Below are 16,486 nucleotides of genomic sequence, written 5' to 3'. Positions count from 1 at the left end.
TAAAACATGAATAACAAAATGATAAGCAAAAAAAGAGCCGGATTTTTATCCAGCTCTCAGTTTAGAAATAAATCAGCTTAATACGCAATGCTTTGAATATGTAATTCTTAACCTTTGTACAGTTTCGGATTAAACACATCACGTAGCCAGTCACCTAATAGGTTGATAACCAGTACCAACGTGACTAACACGATACCTGGGAAAGCAGTAATCCACCATGCGCCAGAGAAGATGTAGTTGAAGCCGATGCTGATCAGCGCACCTAATGACGGCTGATCGACAGGAAGACCCAAACCTAGGAATGATAGTGCCGCTTCCGACATGATTGCGTTCGCTACCTGTACCGTAGAAATAACCAAGATAGGCGATAGACAATTCGGCAGAATGTGACGGAACATGATGCGAGGCGCTTTAAAGCCCATCACACGTGCCGCTTCAACGTATTCTTTCTTCTTCTCTGCCAGCACTGAGGCGCGAATAGTACGTGCGTATTGCGGCCATTCAGCTACGCCGATGATCACCACCAGCATGACTACTGCATATTGACTGTAGAAGTCACTGCCAAAACTGGCTTTGAAAATGGCCGATACGATGATCGCCACCATCATGGTCGAGAACGACAACTGTACGTCAGCAAAGCGCATCAAGAAGCTATCAATACGGCCACCGAAGTAACCCGCAGACAGGCCGATAATGATGCCCAAAATCAATTGAAGCCCAACCGCAAGGAAACCGATGGTCAAAGACAGGCGAGAGCCGTACAAAATGGTCGATAAAATATCGCGGCCCTGCTCATCAGTACCCAGTAAGAAGCGCTCTTCTCCTCCGTCCATCCATGATGGTGGAAGTTCAGAATCCATGATATCGATAGAGGTGAGATCATACGGGTCTGTAGGAGCCAAGATCGGCGCTGCGAGTGCCAGCACCAAGAACATCATAAACACCGTAAAACTTGCCATCGCCACTTTGTCGCGCTTGAAGTAATACAAGAAGTCTGAGTTTTTAAAACGCTCCCACGCCGATGGTGTCGATTCAGGAGCGGCCGTTACGTTTGATTGGCTCATGATTAAGCTCCTTTTCCAGTTAGGTTTACAGTTGGGTTGATGATGCCGTACAGCAAGTCAACGATGGTATTAGTTACCACGAAGATCAAACCAACAAAGATAACGTAGGCAGTAATCAACGGTGTATCGACACGGTTGATTGCCTCAAGGAAAAGAAAGCCTGTACCCGGCCATTGGAACACGGTTTCAGTAAGGATGGTGTAAGCCACCATGGTACCAATCTGCACGCCGCCGACTGTTAGTACAGGCAGCATGGTGTTTTTAAGTGCATGTTGGTAATAAATTTTGTTTAAGTTCAGACCTTTTGCTTTGGCAAACTTGATGTATTCCGAGCTCAGCACTTCTAGCATTTCTGAACGAACCAAACGGATGAACAGCGGCAACATGATCGAAGCCAGTGCCACACACGGCAGAATCAAGTGCTTGATGCCATCAATGGTGAAGAAGCCAGATTCCCAGCCGAAGACATTCGCTGTTTCTCCCCGCCCGTAGGACGGTAGCCAGCCCAACTCAATGGAAAAGACGTACATCAGCATGATCGCGGTTAAGAAAACCGGAATCGAGATACCGACACTACTCATCGCCATAACGAATTTCGTAAAAATACTCTTCGGATGAATCGCGGAGTACACCCCAAGAGGAATCGAGAGAAGAATGATAATGAGCGTCGCACCAAACACGAGCTCTAGCGTCGCCACCAGCTTATCGAGAATCACCTCAACCGCAGGTCGCTTGAAGAAGTAAGATGTACCTAAATCACCTTGTAGCGCATTGCCCACAAAGCGAGTGTACTTTGTGATAAAGGGATCGTTCAGGCCCAGTTCGTCACGCAGCGCTTGACGCTCCGCTTCTGAAACCGACTGACCTACAAGCTCACGCAGCGGGTCACCCAGGTTATCCTGAATGGCAAACGCCACCAAACTGATCACAAACATCACTATCAGTGCCTGAAACAGGCGCTTGACCAGAAACGAAAACATTCCTTGCCCCTTAACTATCCATAGATCTCTATTCAGAGAGAGAATTCAGTCTGTAAAACCAACTCAGTCCGACTGAAACAAAACTGAGCCGAGTGCTTTAAGTTGAGGAGGGACATCCATCCCTCCTCAAAATCGACTAACCGGGATTATTCAACCACTAGGTCACCGAAGTAAGGCATTACCATTGGGTTAACAATGTCTGCCGCTTTCACATTGGACTTCGCGCCCCACGCTTCACTTTGCCAGTGTAGTGGTACGAATGCAGCGTCGTTGTATAGTGTTGCTTCTACGCCTTTCAGCATTTCTGCACGTTTCGCTGGATCCGTTTCTACGTTCGCCGCTTCAACCACTTTGTCCATTTCTGGGTTTGAGTAGTAACCACAGTTGTACTGACCACGACCGGTCTCTTCGTTACGAGTCATGGTTAGGAACTCGTTGAAGTTCGCCGAATCTTCTGTATCTGAGTGCCAACCGATCATCAGCATGTCTGCCGCACACTTGTCGAACTCAGGCCAGTATTGCGCTTTAGGCATCGTCTTCAAATCAACCTTGATGCCGATCTTAGACAGCATTGCCGCTGCGGCTTGTGCGACTTTCGCATCGTTCACGTAACGGTTGTTTGGCGCCATCATAGTCAGCGTAAAGCCGTTCTCGTAGCCTGCCTCTTTCATTAGCTGTTTAGCTTTTTTCAGATCGTAGCGAGGAACCAATTTGTCATCGTGACCTACGTAACCTACTGGGCTTTGTTGACCAGCCGCCGTTGCAAAGCCTTTCATGATTTTCTTCACGATACCTTCGTTATTGATAGCGTGAACAATCGCCTGACGAACACGCACATCCTTCAGCGCTTCGTTACTGTTTTGGTTCATTTGGAATGTGATGATACGCGTACCTGGTAGCGTCACGAGATCGATACCGTCTGCATCTTTCACGCGTTTGTGATCGTTTGGCGCTACTGGGTGAATCATGTCAACGCCGCCAGAAAGCAGTGCCGCTACACGAGTCGCATCTTCTTTGATTGGAACTAACGTTAGCTTATCAACGTTACCTTTCGACGCTTTATCCCAGTAATCTTTAAAGCGTTCGAATTCCACTTTTACGCCCTGCTCACGAGACGTCACAATGAATGGTCCCGTACCAGAAACGTTCGTCGATGCAAATGAGTTACCGTGCTTTACGAGCTCAGACTTGTCTTTGCCGTCAGCGGTTTGACCTGAGTAAAACTTGCTGTCCATTGGGAAGATGTACGTTGCCGTTTGTAGTACAAGTGGGTACGGTCCTTTGGTCACAAGATCAAACGTGTAATCGTCCACTTTTACGATTTTTTCGTATGGGTCAAAGATAGCTTTAAAGTCTGGAGAGCTTTGTAGACGCTCGAAAGTCCACACAACATCGTCAGCCGTTAAGTCATTACCAGAATGAAACTTTACGCCCTCACGTAGCTTAAAGCGGACCGTTGTATCGTTAACGCGCTCCCAGCTTTCCGCTAGGCGAGGCTCAAAGTCCATCTCTTGAGTAAAACGAACCAGTGGGTCAAATACCATGTGAGAAAACTGTAGCGTACCGCCAGATAACTGCTCATGCGGGTCAAGAGACACCGGATCGGAGGCGTAGCCCACTTTGATTTCTGCTGCCATCGCATTAAAGCTCAAGCCCGCAGCCATTAGCGCCACTGCTAATTTGCTTTTCATGGTTTTCATTTGCATAACTCCTTCATGCGGGAATTCGAATCCCTTGTTGTGTTTGCGTCTTTGTTATGACTCAGGGTTGTTGACCTTAAAGGCCAGCCAAGCGAAAAACTTGGTTTATGCTGTTTTAATGTCTTCTCGTAGGCCCGTGAATTCAGGCATCAGAGAAATCAGTTTCTTACTGTATTCATGCTGAGGCGCAGTAAATAACTGCTCAGTGGGTGCGACTTCCAAAAGCGTCCCCATCTGCATGACACCCACTCGGTCACACATCTGGCGAATAACAGGTAAGTCGTGACTGATAAACAACATGGTGAGATTCAGTTCACTTTGCAGATCTTTCAGTAAGTTCAGAATTTGCGCCTGTACCGACACATCCAATGCAGAAGTCGGTTCATCACAAATCAGTAAGCGAGGACGAGTCGCCAGTGCACGCGCAATTGAGATACGCTGACGCTGACCACCGGAGAATTCATGAGGATATTTCACGCCTGCCATTTTACCCAAACCTACGTGATCCAGTAGGTCATTCACAATTCGGCGAGTTTCCGCTTCATTTTTGGTGAGCTTATGGAAACGAATTGGCTCCGCGATAATGTCGAAAATCTTCATACGCGGGTTCATTGAGGTGTATGGGTTTTGGAAAACCATCTGCATTTGACGACGCAGTGGACGGCGTGCTTTTTCCGATTTCAGCGCCGTTAGGTCGATGCCCTCGAAGCTCACTTGGCCTGAGTTTGGTTCATACAAACCAGCAATCACACGTGCGATGGTCGATTTACCTGAGCCAGATTCTCCCACCAAACCAAACGTCTCACCCTCGTGCACTTCAAAGCTGACATTGTTCGATGCCTGCACGTATTCACGGCGGCTTTCAAACAATGAATCTTTGGTCACAAAGCGTAGGTTTACGTTCTTCACGTCTAGCAACGGGCCGGTATATTCACGTTGATCTTGGCTTTGACCAAGCCAGTGATTTTTAATATCGAGCGGCTCCATTTCTGTCGCTTCCTCGATATAGCTGACCAATGGAAAACGATCGAGCTTCACGTCAGAGCGAGGAACGGCAGAGATCAAACTGCGCGTATAAGAATGGTCAGGATCGCCGAGTACTTTCGCGGTTGGACCAAACTCCACCAAATCACCACGGTACATCACTGCAACACGGTCAGTCACGTTAGATACCACCCCCATGTCGTGTGTCACCAACATACAACCAACGTTGTTTTTGATACACAATTCACGAATAAGGTTTAGGATTTGATCTTGGATAGACACATCGAGCGCCGTCGTTGGCTCATCGGCGATGATCAGTTCTGGCTCACCAGCCAATGCGATTGCAATCACCACACGCTGACGCATACCACCAGAGAACTGGTGAGGATATTGTTTTAGGCGGTTTTCAGGCTGAGGGATCCCTACTTGTTGCATAAGAGACAACGCGCGTTGATACGCTTCTTCATCCGACACTTTCATGTTGGCATGAATCGTCTCTGTTAGTTGCTGCTCAACCGTAAATAAAGGGTTGAGAGAGGTCATTGGGTCTTGGAAAATAAAACCAATCTTAGAGCCTCGAACCTTTCGCATCGCCTCTGGGGACAACCCAGAAATAATCTCTCCATCAAGATATACATCACCGCTTGCGATGCGACCTGGAGGACTTAGCAAATCAATAACGGCGTTACCAACGGTGGATTTACCCGCACCGGATTCGCCAACCACGCCCACAATTTCGCCTCTTTCAATATTGAAAGAAAGTGATTTCACCGCCGCGTGGACTCCGTGGCGAGATGGGTACTCAATACGAAGGTTTTTCACCTCTAATAGTGACATTTCAGACCTCTACTGCCTTGTCTGTGGTATCAAATCGCGCAAACGTGCGCCATTTATCACCTGAATGAATCCGTTCAAATTCAGAATAATACTCTGAAATCTTAATGCGGAAACAATTTGGCAAATATCACACAAAAAAGCAACAATTAAAGTATATCTTGCCGAAAAACATTAATTGCACGCATAATTAGCGAATATAAATGCATTAACAAGTATTTAACCATTTAAAGGGCGCACCATTTTTGTGCGCCAAGTACCATAAAAACCAGAAATATGCTCCAAAATTAATCACAAACACACATTTTGACATAACCACATTATTCGAATGGATTAATTAACAAATACAAAACAAGATATTGTATTTGGCGCCCTTTTTCGACATAAAATGTTACTAACAAAATAGTCGGCACTAATGAAAAGCCAAAGGTCTTAAAGGGAAAATGAGATTAAAACGTGAGCACATCAGCAAAATACCGAATCAATCACTTTGTTTCTGTTATGCGCCTGTTATTCGATATTGTGACTAAAGTGATTTAGGCAGAGTAGTATTCCCACTGAATGTCTTAGCACTTCGCTAAATAAGGGAGAAAGTAGAGATTTTTAGCTTCACGCTGCAATTTCGGCCAAGATAAGCGATAATCACACTCCAATATCTGGTAGTGAACAAGGAGCCTCTGTGCTTAAAGCGATTTTTTTTGATATGGACGAGACCTTATGTGGCACCTCTCAGGCCGATAAAGTCGCTGGACAAGAGTTTGCCAATTGGATTGCGCAAGCTTACCCACAAGTCTCCGATTCAACGGCCTTTGTTCAACGCTATCTGCAAGGCGTATACAAAAAGCTCAATGATGAATTTCCCGAGCTTGTCACTCTATTACCAGACGAAAATGCATATCGCTGTGGTTTAATCCAAACCATCTTGGCAGAGCAAGGTATCGAGATCGATGCAGAACAAGCCCAACAGGCACAGAGTTTCTTCGATTCAGCTCGAATGGGGGCTTTTGACTTCTTCCCGGGAGTGAAAGAGATGCTGACCGAACTTCGCCAGCACTTTAAGTTAGTAGTGATCACTAACGGTCCGATCTTCTCACAACATCCAAAGCTCAAAGCGACACAAATGAGCGAATGGGTTGACCACGTTATTGTGGGTGGCGAAGAACCAGAAGAAAAACCGGCAGCAAGTATCTTCCATAAAGCGCTCAGCCTTGTCGATGCAAAGCCAGAAGAAGTGATTCATATTGGTGACTCTCTGTCAGCCGACATCGAGGGTGCCAACAACATGGGAATTTTAAGTGTTTGGGTTAACGCAACTGATGTAGCAAACTCAACCGAAATCAAACCAAGCTACGAAGTGAAAGAGACGATAGAGCTCAACGAGATCCTTAAAACGCTTGCTCAGTAAAACGGTCAATTTAAGAAACACAAACCCCAGACACCGTGCTGGGGTTTCTTTTGTCTGGTCTAAAAGCATTTGGATCATAGGTGCTCAAAAGCTCTCAAAACTGTACATTTCAGCTGAGCCTATGATTTCGTGAGGATTTAAAAAACGATAAATGCAAAAAAGCCTCGATATTTCTATCGAGGCTTTAAATAGTGGTCAGTAAAGAGCCATATTCTAACTTCAGGCGAACCCCACTTGGGTTCAAAGCCATTGAAATATTGCCGACTAACGCAGTCCAAACTATGTCATAAGCTCTAAAACGACGAAAGCCTGCTAAAAAGCAGGCTTTCTAATGGTGGTCGGTAAAGAGGATTCGACGCGGCAGGGCTTCCTGCGGACTGGCGTTCCACCGGACTGGCGTTCCAGCCCACGACCCTCTGGCCCCAGCATTCTAAGTTTCAAATGTAAAAAAGCCCCAGTCTTTCGACTGAGGCTTTAAATAGTGGTCGGTGAAGAGGGATTCGAACCCCCGACCCTCTGGTCCCAAACCAGATGCGCTACCAAGCTGCGCTATTCACCGAGCATGTATTCTTTAAAGAAAGAATGGGGTGGCTAACGGGATTTGAACCCGCGACAACCGGAATCACAATCCGGGACTCTACCAACTGAGCTATAGCCACCATCAATTTTTTATTGTCTACCGCTATTATAGCCATAAACTAAATAGTGGTCGGTGAAGAGGGATTCGAACCCCCGACCCTCTGGTCCCAAACCAGATGCGCTACCAAGCTGCGCTATTCACCGACTTATGTTTTATCTCGACTTTAAATCAAGAACGGAAGCAATGCTACCGTATTCTATCCCAAAAGGGAAGAATGGGGTGGCTAACGGGATTTGAACCCGCGACAACCGGAATCACAATCCGGGACTCTACCAACTGAGCTATAGCCACCACTGATATTTTTTACCGATAACCTTTAGGCGAATGGTACGCCCGAAAGGATTCGAACCTTCGACCTTTGGCTCCGGAGGCCAACGCTCTATCCAACTGAGCTACGGGCGCATGCCCTATCGGCGGAGAGGAATAATACGGATATCACCCTATGCCGTCTAGTACTTTTTTTACTTTTTTTATCGTTTGGTCTCTTTTTCGACAGTTCTCTGCCTTAAAACTGAATTTTTGATGTGATTCACGCCCTGTCATGGATAACTCGTTGTTTATTGCAACAACTTATCAGGATATAATCACTCATTATTTACATTGATTTAACAGCTACAACTTAGTTGTTCGGTCACTCAAGACGGTTAGATAAGTTTTTTTGCTCAATGCACGAACAATGACGTAAAAATTTATCCAAACGGTCTAAATACTCTAACAATATAAAAAGGTAAGTCACTTACCTTAGGAATGTGAAGTGGGTTTAATGGATATGTCTCGACGAATGATTAGCGTTTTGTTCGCTGCCTTAACTTTTTCTACGGCAGCTTTAGCTTCTGACATCAGCCAAACTGAATATGATGCGATCGCAGAACGCATCAAACCTGTCGGTGATGTCTATCTAGCTGGTGCTGAGCCAGTAAAAGCAGAGCCAACTGGTCCACGTGATGGTGCTGCCGTGTATGGAACGTTCTGTATTGCCTGTCACTCTTCAGGTGTAAGCGGTGCACCAAAAACTGGAGATGCAGCAGATTGGGCACCACGCATCGCCCAAGGTAAAGATGTGATGACTGATCACGCGATTCAAGGCTTCAATGCAATGCCAGCGAAAGGAACGTGTATGGATTGTTCTGATGATGAAATCATCGCAGCGATTGACCACATGATCGAAGGCCTTTAATCGTCCCCGAAAGCAAAAAGGCTTGCCCAACAGCAAGCCTTTTGTTTTTAACACTTATGTGAATTGATTTGTTGGAACGCTACTTCTTGAACATGGCACGTAAGTTAGCGATATGAGCTTGCCCTTTTGCCATCCGCTCTTCTTGCGTTACCGGTTTCTTGTTCGCTTCCCATTCCACATCATCAAAAGGCAGTTCGTCTAAGAAACGACTTTGTGTTGGCTTGATGAGCTCACCAAACTGGCGACGCTCTTTACACATAGTAAAGGTTAGCTCACGTTGAGCACGAGTGATTCCCACGTACATCAGTCGTCGCTCTTCTTCGACGTTATCTTCATCAATACTGGTTTGATGCGGCAGAATCCCCTCCTCCGAGCCAATTAAGTACACATAAGGGAACTCCAAACCTTTCGATGCATGCAATGTCATAAGCTGTACCGCATCGCTGTCTTCGTCTTCTTCTCCACGCTCCATCATGTCGCGTAAAGTGAGTCGCTGAACCACCTCTTTAAGCGTTTTTTCTTCTTGATCGTAATTGTCCCCCTCAAGGTCAGCAACAATCCAAGAATAAAGATCAGAGACGTTCTTCATGCGCATTTCTGCTGCTTTCGGACTTGCAGAAGTCTCATACAACCAATCTTCATAATGAATATCACGAACGAGCGAACGCACGGCTTCTACAGTATCCCCACGCTCGGCTTGATCGGCAATCGCCACCAACCATTGAGTAAAGCGACGTAAATTCTCTAAGCCACGACCAGTAAGATGGTGTTCTAATCCAAGCTCAAAACTGGATTCAAATAGACTCTTCCCACGCATATTGGCGTAGCTACCGAGTTTTTCCAAAGTAACTGGACCAATTTCACGTCGAGGCGTATTTACAATACGTAAAAATGCATTGTCGTCATCAGGGTTCACCAGCACGCGCAGGTAGGCCATGATGTCTTTAATTTCAGCTCGAGCAAAAAAAGACGTGCCGCCAGAAAGCTTGTACGGAACTCGGTTTTGCATCAGAGATTTTTCAATCAATCGTGACTGATGGTTACCGCGGTAAAGCACCGCATAATCTTTGTAGTTCGTGCGATTTAAGAATTTATGCGCAATGAGCTCACCCGTAACACGCTCCGCTTCATGCTCTTCATTCTTCGCCAACAATACTTTCAGCTTCTCACCATCTGGAATTTCCGAAAACAGTGACTTTTCATACACGTGTGGGTTATTTGCGATCAAAATATTCGCAGCGCGCAAAATACGACTGGTTGAACGATAGTTCTGTTCCAGTTTAATCAAACGTAATTTCGGATAATCCTGCCCGAGCAGCACTAAATTTTGTGGCTTCGCGCCTCGCCATGAATAGATTGATTGGTCGTCATCTCCTACAACGGTCAAACGACCACGCTCGCCAACCAACAATTTCACCAATTCATACTGGCTAGTATTGGTATCTTGGTATTCATCAACCAACAGGTAACGAATACGGTTTTGCCAACGTTGACGCACTTCTTCATTGTGACGCAATAAAAGGACAGGCATCAAAATCAGATCATCAAAGTCCAATGCGTTGTACGCTTTCATCTGCTTCTGGTACATCTCAAAGCAGAACGCAAACAATTGTTGTTGTTCACCTTTTGCAAATGCTTTGACCTGCTCAGGCGACAACATGTCATTTTTCCAGTTAGAGATACTGCTAAGCAACTGGCGCAATAAGTCCTTATCACCATCCAATTGTTTTTCTGTCAGTTCTTTCAAGAGCGCTAGCTGGTCTTGATCATCAAACAACGAAAAGCCGGACTTCAACCCCAAGTGCTTGTATTCACGTTTGATAATGTTCAACCCTAACGTATGGAAGGTCGACACCATCAAACCTTTTGCTTCCGCTTTTCCTAACGTTTGTCCGACACGCTCTTTCATCTCTCGTGATGCTTTGTTAGTAAAAGTCACCGCTGCAATATTACGTGCTTTATAGCCACACTGCTGAACCAAGTAAGCGATTTTATTGGTAATTACACGAGTCTTACCCGAACCAGCACCCGCCAGCACCAAGCATGGGCCTGATACATATTTAACGGCTTCATCTTGTCTAGGGTTCAGCTTCATAAAAATTCTCTGCGGCTAAAAATAGTGGCGCCTATGATAAAGGGGGGACCGTGCGAAAGCTATGCGATTTTTACGTAAAGTTTACAAAGATAGTCGTAACATTTCGTTGCATAAACGGTCATAGATTGCGCTATAATGAATGAACGTTCATTCATTGGTGGTAGGGTTATGTCAAATAGCGCTGCTGGAAGTAAATACGAGCAAATCATCGCTGCAGCAGAACGTTTGATCGCCGAATCAGGCTTTCATGGCCTTTCTATGCACAAACTCGCCGCTGAAGCAGGCGTTGCTGCAGGTACGATTTATCGTTATTTCTCAGATAAGGAACATCTTTTAGAAGAAGTTCGCCTTAACGTAACCAAACGTATTGCGGAGGCCGTTCAATCAGATGTTCATGACAATATGTCTTTGAAAGAACGTTACCGAACTATGTGGCTCAATATCTGGCGCCTTGCAGGTTCAAACCTCGACACACTGAGCAGCCGTGTCCAGTATGAATCATTACCCTGTGCAAATCGTAGAAATACGCGGGAACTAGAACGACAAATGTTTGCCCAAGTAGATCGTCTTTTTGATCAAGGTAAGGCGGAAGGGGTATTTAAGCCTCTCGATAACGAAATTCTTTCGGGGTTAAGTTTCGAAGCTAGTGTCGCGCTTGCAAGAAAACATGCTTTGGGATTTTATCAGTTGGATGACGATGCGCTGGAAGCGGCCATCGAAGCCAGTTGGGATGCAATTATTAAACACTAACTTGGAGTTCTTATAAGAATGAAAAAGTGGACTTTCTTTATGTTGCTTATCGCAGTTCTTCTATTTGGGAGCGTGATAGGTTTCAACTTATTCAAGCAGCAGAAAATCGCTGAATACATGGCGAACCGTCCGGAGCCTGAGTTCCCGGTCACGGTTACAGAAGTAAAAGCGGTTGATTGGGTACCTGTTATTGAAGCGATCGGCTTCATCGAACCAAACCAAGGGGTCACCGTAGCGAACGAAACCAGCGGTGTGATCGATAAGATTTCTTTCCACTCGGGGACGTCTGTTGAAGAGGGCCAACCTTTGGTTCATTTAGACTCTGATGTAGAAAAAGCAAACTTACAAAGCTCTCAAGCAAGACTGCCTGCTGCTCAAGCGAAGTACAAGCGCTATCAAGGTCTTTTCAAAAAAGGCTCAATTTCTAAAGAAGCGTACGACGAAGCCGAAGCCAATTACTTTTCACTTAAGGCAGATATCGAAAGCTTAAAAGCAACCATTGATCGCCGCGAAATCAAAGCGCCTTTTGCAGGTGTGGTTGGTATTCGTAATGTTTATCTTGGCCAATACCTACAAGCAGGTACCGATATCGTTCGCCTTGAAGACACCAGTGTTATGCGTCTGCGTTTTACCGTTCCTCAAACTGACATATCACGCATTACCCTAAACCAAGAAGTCGATATATTCGTTGATGCTTACCCTGATAGACCATTCAAAGGTTCTATCTCCGCTATTGAACCAGCCGTTAACGTTCAAAGTGGTTTGATTCAAGTTCAAGCCGACATTCCAAACAGCGATGGCAAACTTCGCAGTGGTATGTTCGCTCGTGCAAACATCATTCTACCTAAACTTGAAAACCAAGTGACGCTACCTCAGACCGCAATTACGTTTACGCTATACGGCGATAATGTGTACATCGTAACGGAAGAAAATGGTGAAAAACGTGTTAATCAACACGTGGTAAAAGTGGGTGAACGCACCAAAGACATCGCCCATATCCTAGATGGTGTAAAACCAGGTGATATGGTCGTAACATCTGGTCAAATCCGTTTGAGCAACCACGCGAAAGTGAGCATTGTTGAAGATGATTCACTAACCCCACCGGCTGAAACACCAATGCTTTAATTGGAGGCATCATGCGCTTTACTGATGTTTTTATAAAACGTCCAGTTTTAGCGGTATCGATCAGCTTTTTGATTGCGTTGCTTGGTTTACAAGCCGTTTTCAAAATGCAGGTTCGTGAATACCCTGAAATGACAAATACCGTAGTAACGGTAACTACCAGTTATTACGGTGCCAGTGCCAACTTGATCCAAGGCTTCATTACTCAGCCTTTGGAACAAGCTGTCGCGCAGGCCGATAATATCGATTATATGACTTCGTCCTCGGTACTTGGTACATCAACCATCACTGTGAACATGAAGTTAAATACCGATCCGAACGCCGCACTGTCTGACATTCTGGCGAAAACAAATTCGGTTCGTTCACAGCTTCCAAAAGAAGCAGAAGACCCTACAGTAACCATGTCGACTGGCTCGACTACAGCGGTGCTGTACATTGGCTTCACCAGTGATGAGTTGTCTTCTAGCCAGATCACCGATTATCTTGAACGTGTAATCAACCCACAGCTATTCACGGTAAACGGTGTATCCAAAGTAGACCTATACGGCGGTATGAAATACGCGCTACGCGTATGGCTAGATCCAGCCAAAATGGGGGCGCTTAAGCTGACAGCAACGGATGTAATGGGTGTTCTAAATGCCAATAACTATCAGTCAGCAACGGGTCAGGCCGTCGGTGAGTTTGTTCTTTACAACGGTAGCGCAGATACGCAGGTATCGAATGTGGCTGAATTAGAAGCCCTCGTGGTGAAAACAGGCGATGGTGATGTAATTCGTCTTGGAGACATCGCAAAGGTCACTCTAGAGAAGAGCCACGATGTTTACCGAGCAAGTGCAAACGGTAAAGAAGCCGTAGTTGCAGCAATAAACGCCGCACCAAGTGCAAACCCAATAAACATTGCAGCAGATGTTCTGAAGCTATTGCCTCAATTAGAACGTAACTTGCCAAGTAACATCAAAATGAATGTGATGTACGACTCAACCATCGCGATCAATGAATCCATTCACGAAGTTGTGAAGACCATTCTTGAAGCGGCAGTCATTGTACTGGTGGTTATTACTCTGTTCCTAGGTTCTTTCCGAGCAGTAATCATCCCTATCGTTACTATCCCGCTATCTTTGATTGGCGTTGCAATGGTGATGCAGGCGATGGGCTTCTCGTGGAACTTAATGACACTACTGGCAATGGTACTAGCCATCGGTCTGGTGGTGGATGACGCGATCGTTGTTCTTGAGAACGTCGACCGCCACATTAAAGACGGGGAATCACCGTTCCGTGCTGCGATCATTGGTACGCGTGAAATCGCGGTGCCAGTAATCGCAATGACACTGACACTAGGTGCGGTATACGCACCGATCGCACTGATGGGTGGTATCACGGGCTCGCTATTCAAAGAGTTCGCATTAACCCTAGCTGGTGCGGTATTTGTGTCCGGCATCATCGCTCTGACGCTGTCGCCAATGATGTGTTCGAAAATGCTCAAAGCAAATGAAGAGCCAAGTAAGTTCGAGCAGAAAGTGCATCACATACTTGACGGTATGACTAACCGCTATGAAAAAATGCTCAAAGCGGTCATGGCGCACCGACCAGTAATCATCGCTTTTGCAGTTATCGTATTCGCAAGCTTGCCAATTCTGTTTAAATTCATTCCAAGTGAACTGGCACCATCAGAAGATAAAGGCGTAGTGGTCTTAATGGGTACTGCTCCATCGAATGCGAACTTGGATTACATTCAAAATACCATGAATGACGTAAACAAGATTCTGTCTGATCAGCCAGAAGTGGAATACGCTCAGGTATTTAATGGTGTGCCAAATTCAAATCAAGCATTTGGTCTAGCGACTCTAAAGCCTTGGAGTGAGCGTGAAGCAAGCCAAGCAGAGATCACTAAGCGTGTTGGTGATTTGGTCTCTCATGTCCCTGGTATGTCAGTAACGGCGTTCCAAATGCCTGAACTCCCTGGTGCAGGTTCTGGTCTGCCTATCCAGTTTGTTATTACAACACCAAACAGCTTTGAGAGCTTATTTACCATCGCTAGTGATATCCTAACGAATGTGTCAAAAAGCCCAATGTTCGTCTACTCGGATCTGGATCTAAACTACGATTCAGCTACGATGAAGATCAGCATCGACAAGGACAAAGCGGGTGCCTACGGCGTGACCATGCAAGACATTGGTGTAACGCTCAGTACTATGATGGCGGATGGTTATGTAAACCGTATCGACTTAAATGGTCGTTCATATGAAGTAATCCCGCAAGTTGAACGTAAGTGGCGATTAAACCCAGAGTCAATGAAGAACTACTACGTACGTTCCGTTGATGGTAACGCAGTACCGCTTGGTAGCTTAATCACGATTGATGTTGTCGCAGAACCGCGCGCGCTACCACACTTCAACCAACTAAACTCTGCAACGGTTGGGGCAGTACCTGCACCTGGTGTTGCCATGGGTGATGCTATCAATTGGTTTGAAGATATTGCGCAAAACAAACTGCCCGCTGGCTACAACCATGACTATATGGGTGAGGCTCGTCAGTTCGTAACTGAAGGTAGTGCGCTGTATGCAACTTTCGGCTTGGCGTTGGCGATTATCTTCCTAGTTCTAGCGATTCAATTTGAATCTATCCGCGATCCAATCGTAATTATGGTATCAGTACCGCTAGCGGTATGTGGTGCACTGATTGCTCTGGCGTGGGGTACGGCATCGATGAATATATACTCACAAGTGGGTCTGATCACCCTGGTAGGTCTGATTACCAAACACGGTATCTTGATCTGTGAGGTAGCGAAAGAAGAGCAGCTACACAACAAGCTGTCTCGAATCGATGCGGTAATGGAAGCGGCGAAAGTTCGTCTTCGTCCAATCCTAATGACGACGGCGGCGATGATTGCAGGCCTGATCCCACTGATGTACGCAACGGGTGCAGGTGCCGCTCAGCGCTTTAGTATCGGTATCGTAATCGTTGCTGGTCTAGCGATCGGTACGCTATTTACGCTATTCGTACTGCCTGTGATTTACAGCTACCTAGCTGAGAAGCACAAACCACTACCAGTGTTTGTTGAAGACAAAGACTTGGAGAAACTGGCTCGAGTGGATGAAGCAAAAGCAGCTCATCGCGAATTAGCTGAAAATAAATAAGCTCAATAAACTAGGAAAAAGGTCACTTCGGTGACCTTTTTTATTGCTGCTCTATTTTTTGCCATCTAAATGGCGACTTTCCCGCATCATTTACATAAAATATGGGCAAATCAAAAGGAGTTTTAGCCACTATGTTTGACCCAAAGAAATTAGAGCAAATCGCTAAACAAATTCATGACTCAATGCCACAGCCAGTGAAAGAACTTGGCGCAGACGTTGATCAAAAAGTTCGTCAAGTAATTCAAGGCCAACTAAACAAGCTCGACGTGGTTAGCCGCGAAGAATTCGACGTACAAACTCAAGTTCTGCTGCGTACTCGTCAAAAGCTGACAGAAATGGAAAAGAAATTAGCAGAGCTTGAAGAAAAGCTCGCTGATAAATAAGCGAAAAGAGACGAGAAAATTATAAGGGTTGATGTGAGAACATCAGCCCTTTTTGTTTATTGGGATTCGGGATTCGCTTCTATTTTGCATTCTTAAGGACAAAATTCATCTTTATAAAAACAAAAAGGCTTGGTCAACGGCGACCAAGCCTTTTAATTAAATGTTGTGTTTTATGTTGTATTTATTGACCCCAGTCTGTCTGGAGTTCTTATCTG

At 45.6% G+C, this 16,486-nt stretch carries 11 protein-coding genes and 5 tRNA genes; 6 read left to right on the top strand and 10 right to left on the bottom strand.

Annotated elements, in window-relative coordinates:
- Positions 1–107 precede the first annotated feature (107 nt).
- The 4 genes from VA249_RS00305 to VA249_RS00290 all read right to left on the bottom strand — a co-directional run bounded on the left by VA249_RS00305 (position 108) and on the right by VA249_RS00290 (position 5,565).
- Positions 108–1,064: an ABC transporter permease gene (locus tag VA249_RS00305; protein WP_128812136.1), complete on the bottom strand. Its 957-nt coding sequence runs from the start codon at positions 1,062–1,064 to the stop codon at positions 108–110.
- 2 nt (positions 1,065–1,066) lie between these two features.
- Positions 1,067–2,044 (bottom strand): ABC transporter permease, encoded by a 978-nt coding sequence (locus tag VA249_RS00300; protein WP_128812138.1) that lies wholly within the window; start codon positions 2,042–2,044, stop codon positions 1,067–1,069.
- Positions 2,045–2,190: 146 nt separating this feature from the next.
- Positions 2,191–3,744, bottom strand: coding sequence for an ABC transporter substrate-binding protein (locus tag VA249_RS00295; RefSeq protein WP_221068435.1), 1,554 nt, complete (start codon positions 3,742–3,744; stop codon positions 2,191–2,193).
- A gap of 105 nt (positions 3,745–3,849) precedes the next feature.
- A complete protein-coding gene (locus tag VA249_RS00290; protein ID WP_221068434.1) occupies positions 3,850–5,565 on the bottom strand; it encodes a dipeptide ABC transporter ATP-binding protein in 1,716 nt (571 codons plus the stop codon).
- A 676-nt stretch (positions 5,566–6,241) separates the two neighbouring features.
- Between VA249_RS00290 and VA249_RS00285 the strand changes: the two genes are divergently transcribed.
- Complete coding sequence (locus tag VA249_RS00285) at positions 6,242–6,967, top strand: HAD family hydrolase (RefSeq protein ID WP_221068433.1); 726 nt, start codon at positions 6,242–6,244, stop codon at positions 6,965–6,967.
- 482 nt (positions 6,968–7,449) lie between these two features.
- Here VA249_RS00285 and VA249_RS00280 read toward each other — a convergent pair.
- From VA249_RS00280 to VA249_RS00260, 5 genes are all read right to left on the bottom strand, one after another.
- A tRNA-Pro gene (locus VA249_RS00280) sits at positions 7,450–7,526 on the bottom strand.
- Positions 7,527–7,550: 24 nt separating this feature from the next.
- Positions 7,551–7,626 (bottom strand) — tRNA-His (locus VA249_RS00275).
- 47 nt (positions 7,627–7,673) lie between these two features.
- A tRNA-Pro gene (locus tag VA249_RS00270) sits at positions 7,674–7,750 on the bottom strand.
- 72 nt (positions 7,751–7,822) lie between these two features.
- Positions 7,823–7,898, bottom strand: a tRNA-His gene (locus VA249_RS00265).
- Positions 7,899–7,932: 34 nt separating this feature from the next.
- Positions 7,933–8,009 (bottom strand) — tRNA-Arg (locus VA249_RS00260).
- A 361-nt stretch (positions 8,010–8,370) separates the two neighbouring features.
- Between VA249_RS00260 and VA249_RS00255 the strand changes: the two genes are divergently transcribed.
- Positions 8,371–8,784, top strand: coding sequence for a c-type cytochrome (locus tag VA249_RS00255; protein WP_128812146.1), 414 nt, complete (start codon positions 8,371–8,373; stop codon positions 8,782–8,784).
- A 79-nt stretch (positions 8,785–8,863) separates the two neighbouring features.
- On the opposite strand, the gene rep is transcribed toward VA249_RS00255, so the two are convergent.
- A complete protein-coding gene (gene rep / locus VA249_RS00250) occupies positions 8,864–10,879 on the bottom strand; it encodes a DNA helicase Rep (RefSeq protein WP_221068432.1) in 2,016 nt (671 codons plus the stop codon).
- 168 nt (positions 10,880–11,047) lie between these two features.
- Between rep and VA249_RS00245 the strand changes: the two genes are divergently transcribed.
- From VA249_RS00245 to ubiK, 4 genes are all read left to right on the top strand, one after another.
- The gene (locus tag VA249_RS00245) at positions 11,048–11,629 is read left to right on the top strand and encodes a TetR/AcrR family transcriptional regulator (protein WP_128812150.1); all 582 of its coding nucleotides are present in this window, start codon (positions 11,048–11,050) and stop codon (positions 11,627–11,629) included.
- Positions 11,630–11,647: 18 nt separating this feature from the next.
- The gene (gene vmeC / locus VA249_RS00240; RefSeq protein ID WP_221068431.1) at positions 11,648–12,754 is read left to right on the top strand and encodes a multidrug efflux RND transporter periplasmic adaptor subunit VmeC; all 1,107 of its coding nucleotides are present in this window, start codon (positions 11,648–11,650) and stop codon (positions 12,752–12,754) included.
- Between the two features lie 11 nt (positions 12,755–12,765).
- Complete coding sequence (vmeD, locus tag VA249_RS00235; RefSeq protein WP_128812154.1) at positions 12,766–15,888, top strand: multidrug efflux RND transporter permease subunit VmeD; 3,123 nt, start codon at positions 12,766–12,768, stop codon at positions 15,886–15,888.
- Between the two features lie 131 nt (positions 15,889–16,019).
- Positions 16,020–16,271 (top strand): ubiquinone biosynthesis accessory factor UbiK, encoded by a 252-nt coding sequence (gene ubiK, locus VA249_RS00230; protein WP_128812156.1) that lies wholly within the window; start codon positions 16,020–16,022, stop codon positions 16,269–16,271.
- Positions 16,272–16,486: the final 215 nt, after the last annotated feature.

Source organism: Vibrio alfacsensis, from assembly GCF_019670485.1.
Classification (GTDB): domain Bacteria; phylum Pseudomonadota; class Gammaproteobacteria; order Enterobacterales; family Vibrionaceae; genus Vibrio; species Vibrio alfacsensis.
Note: the sequence above shows the minus strand (reverse complement) of the source record. Positions and strands in the feature narration are given on the sequence as shown.

Coding starts and splice junctions, on each gene's coding strand:
- VA249_RS00245 (WP_128812150.1), top strand. CDS start 11,048: ATGTCAAATAGCGCTGCTGGAAGTAAATACGAGCAAATCATCGCTGCA.
- VA249_RS00305 (WP_128812136.1), bottom strand. CDS start 1,064: ATGAGCCAATCAAACGTAACGGCCGCTCCTGAATCGACACCATCGGCG.
- VA249_RS00255 (WP_128812146.1), top strand. CDS start 8,371: ATGGATATGTCTCGACGAATGATTAGCGTTTTGTTCGCTGCCTTAACT.
- vmeC (WP_221068431.1), top strand. CDS start 11,648: ATGAAAAAGTGGACTTTCTTTATGTTGCTTATCGCAGTTCTTCTATTT.
- ubiK (WP_128812156.1), top strand. CDS start 16,020: ATGTTTGACCCAAAGAAATTAGAGCAAATCGCTAAACAAATTCATGAC.
- vmeD (WP_128812154.1), top strand. CDS start 12,766: ATGCGCTTTACTGATGTTTTTATAAAACGTCCAGTTTTAGCGGTATCG.
- VA249_RS00290 (WP_221068434.1), bottom strand. CDS start 5,565: ATGTCACTATTAGAGGTGAAAAACCTTCGTATTGAGTACCCATCTCGC.
- VA249_RS00295 (WP_221068435.1), bottom strand. CDS start 3,744: ATGAAAACCATGAAAAGCAAATTAGCAGTGGCGCTAATGGCTGCGGGC.
- VA249_RS00300 (WP_128812138.1), bottom strand. CDS start 2,044: ATGTTTTCGTTTCTGGTCAAGCGCCTGTTTCAGGCACTGATAGTGATG.
- rep (WP_221068432.1), bottom strand. CDS start 10,879: ATGAAGCTGAACCCTAGACAAGATGAAGCCGTTAAATATGTATCAGGC.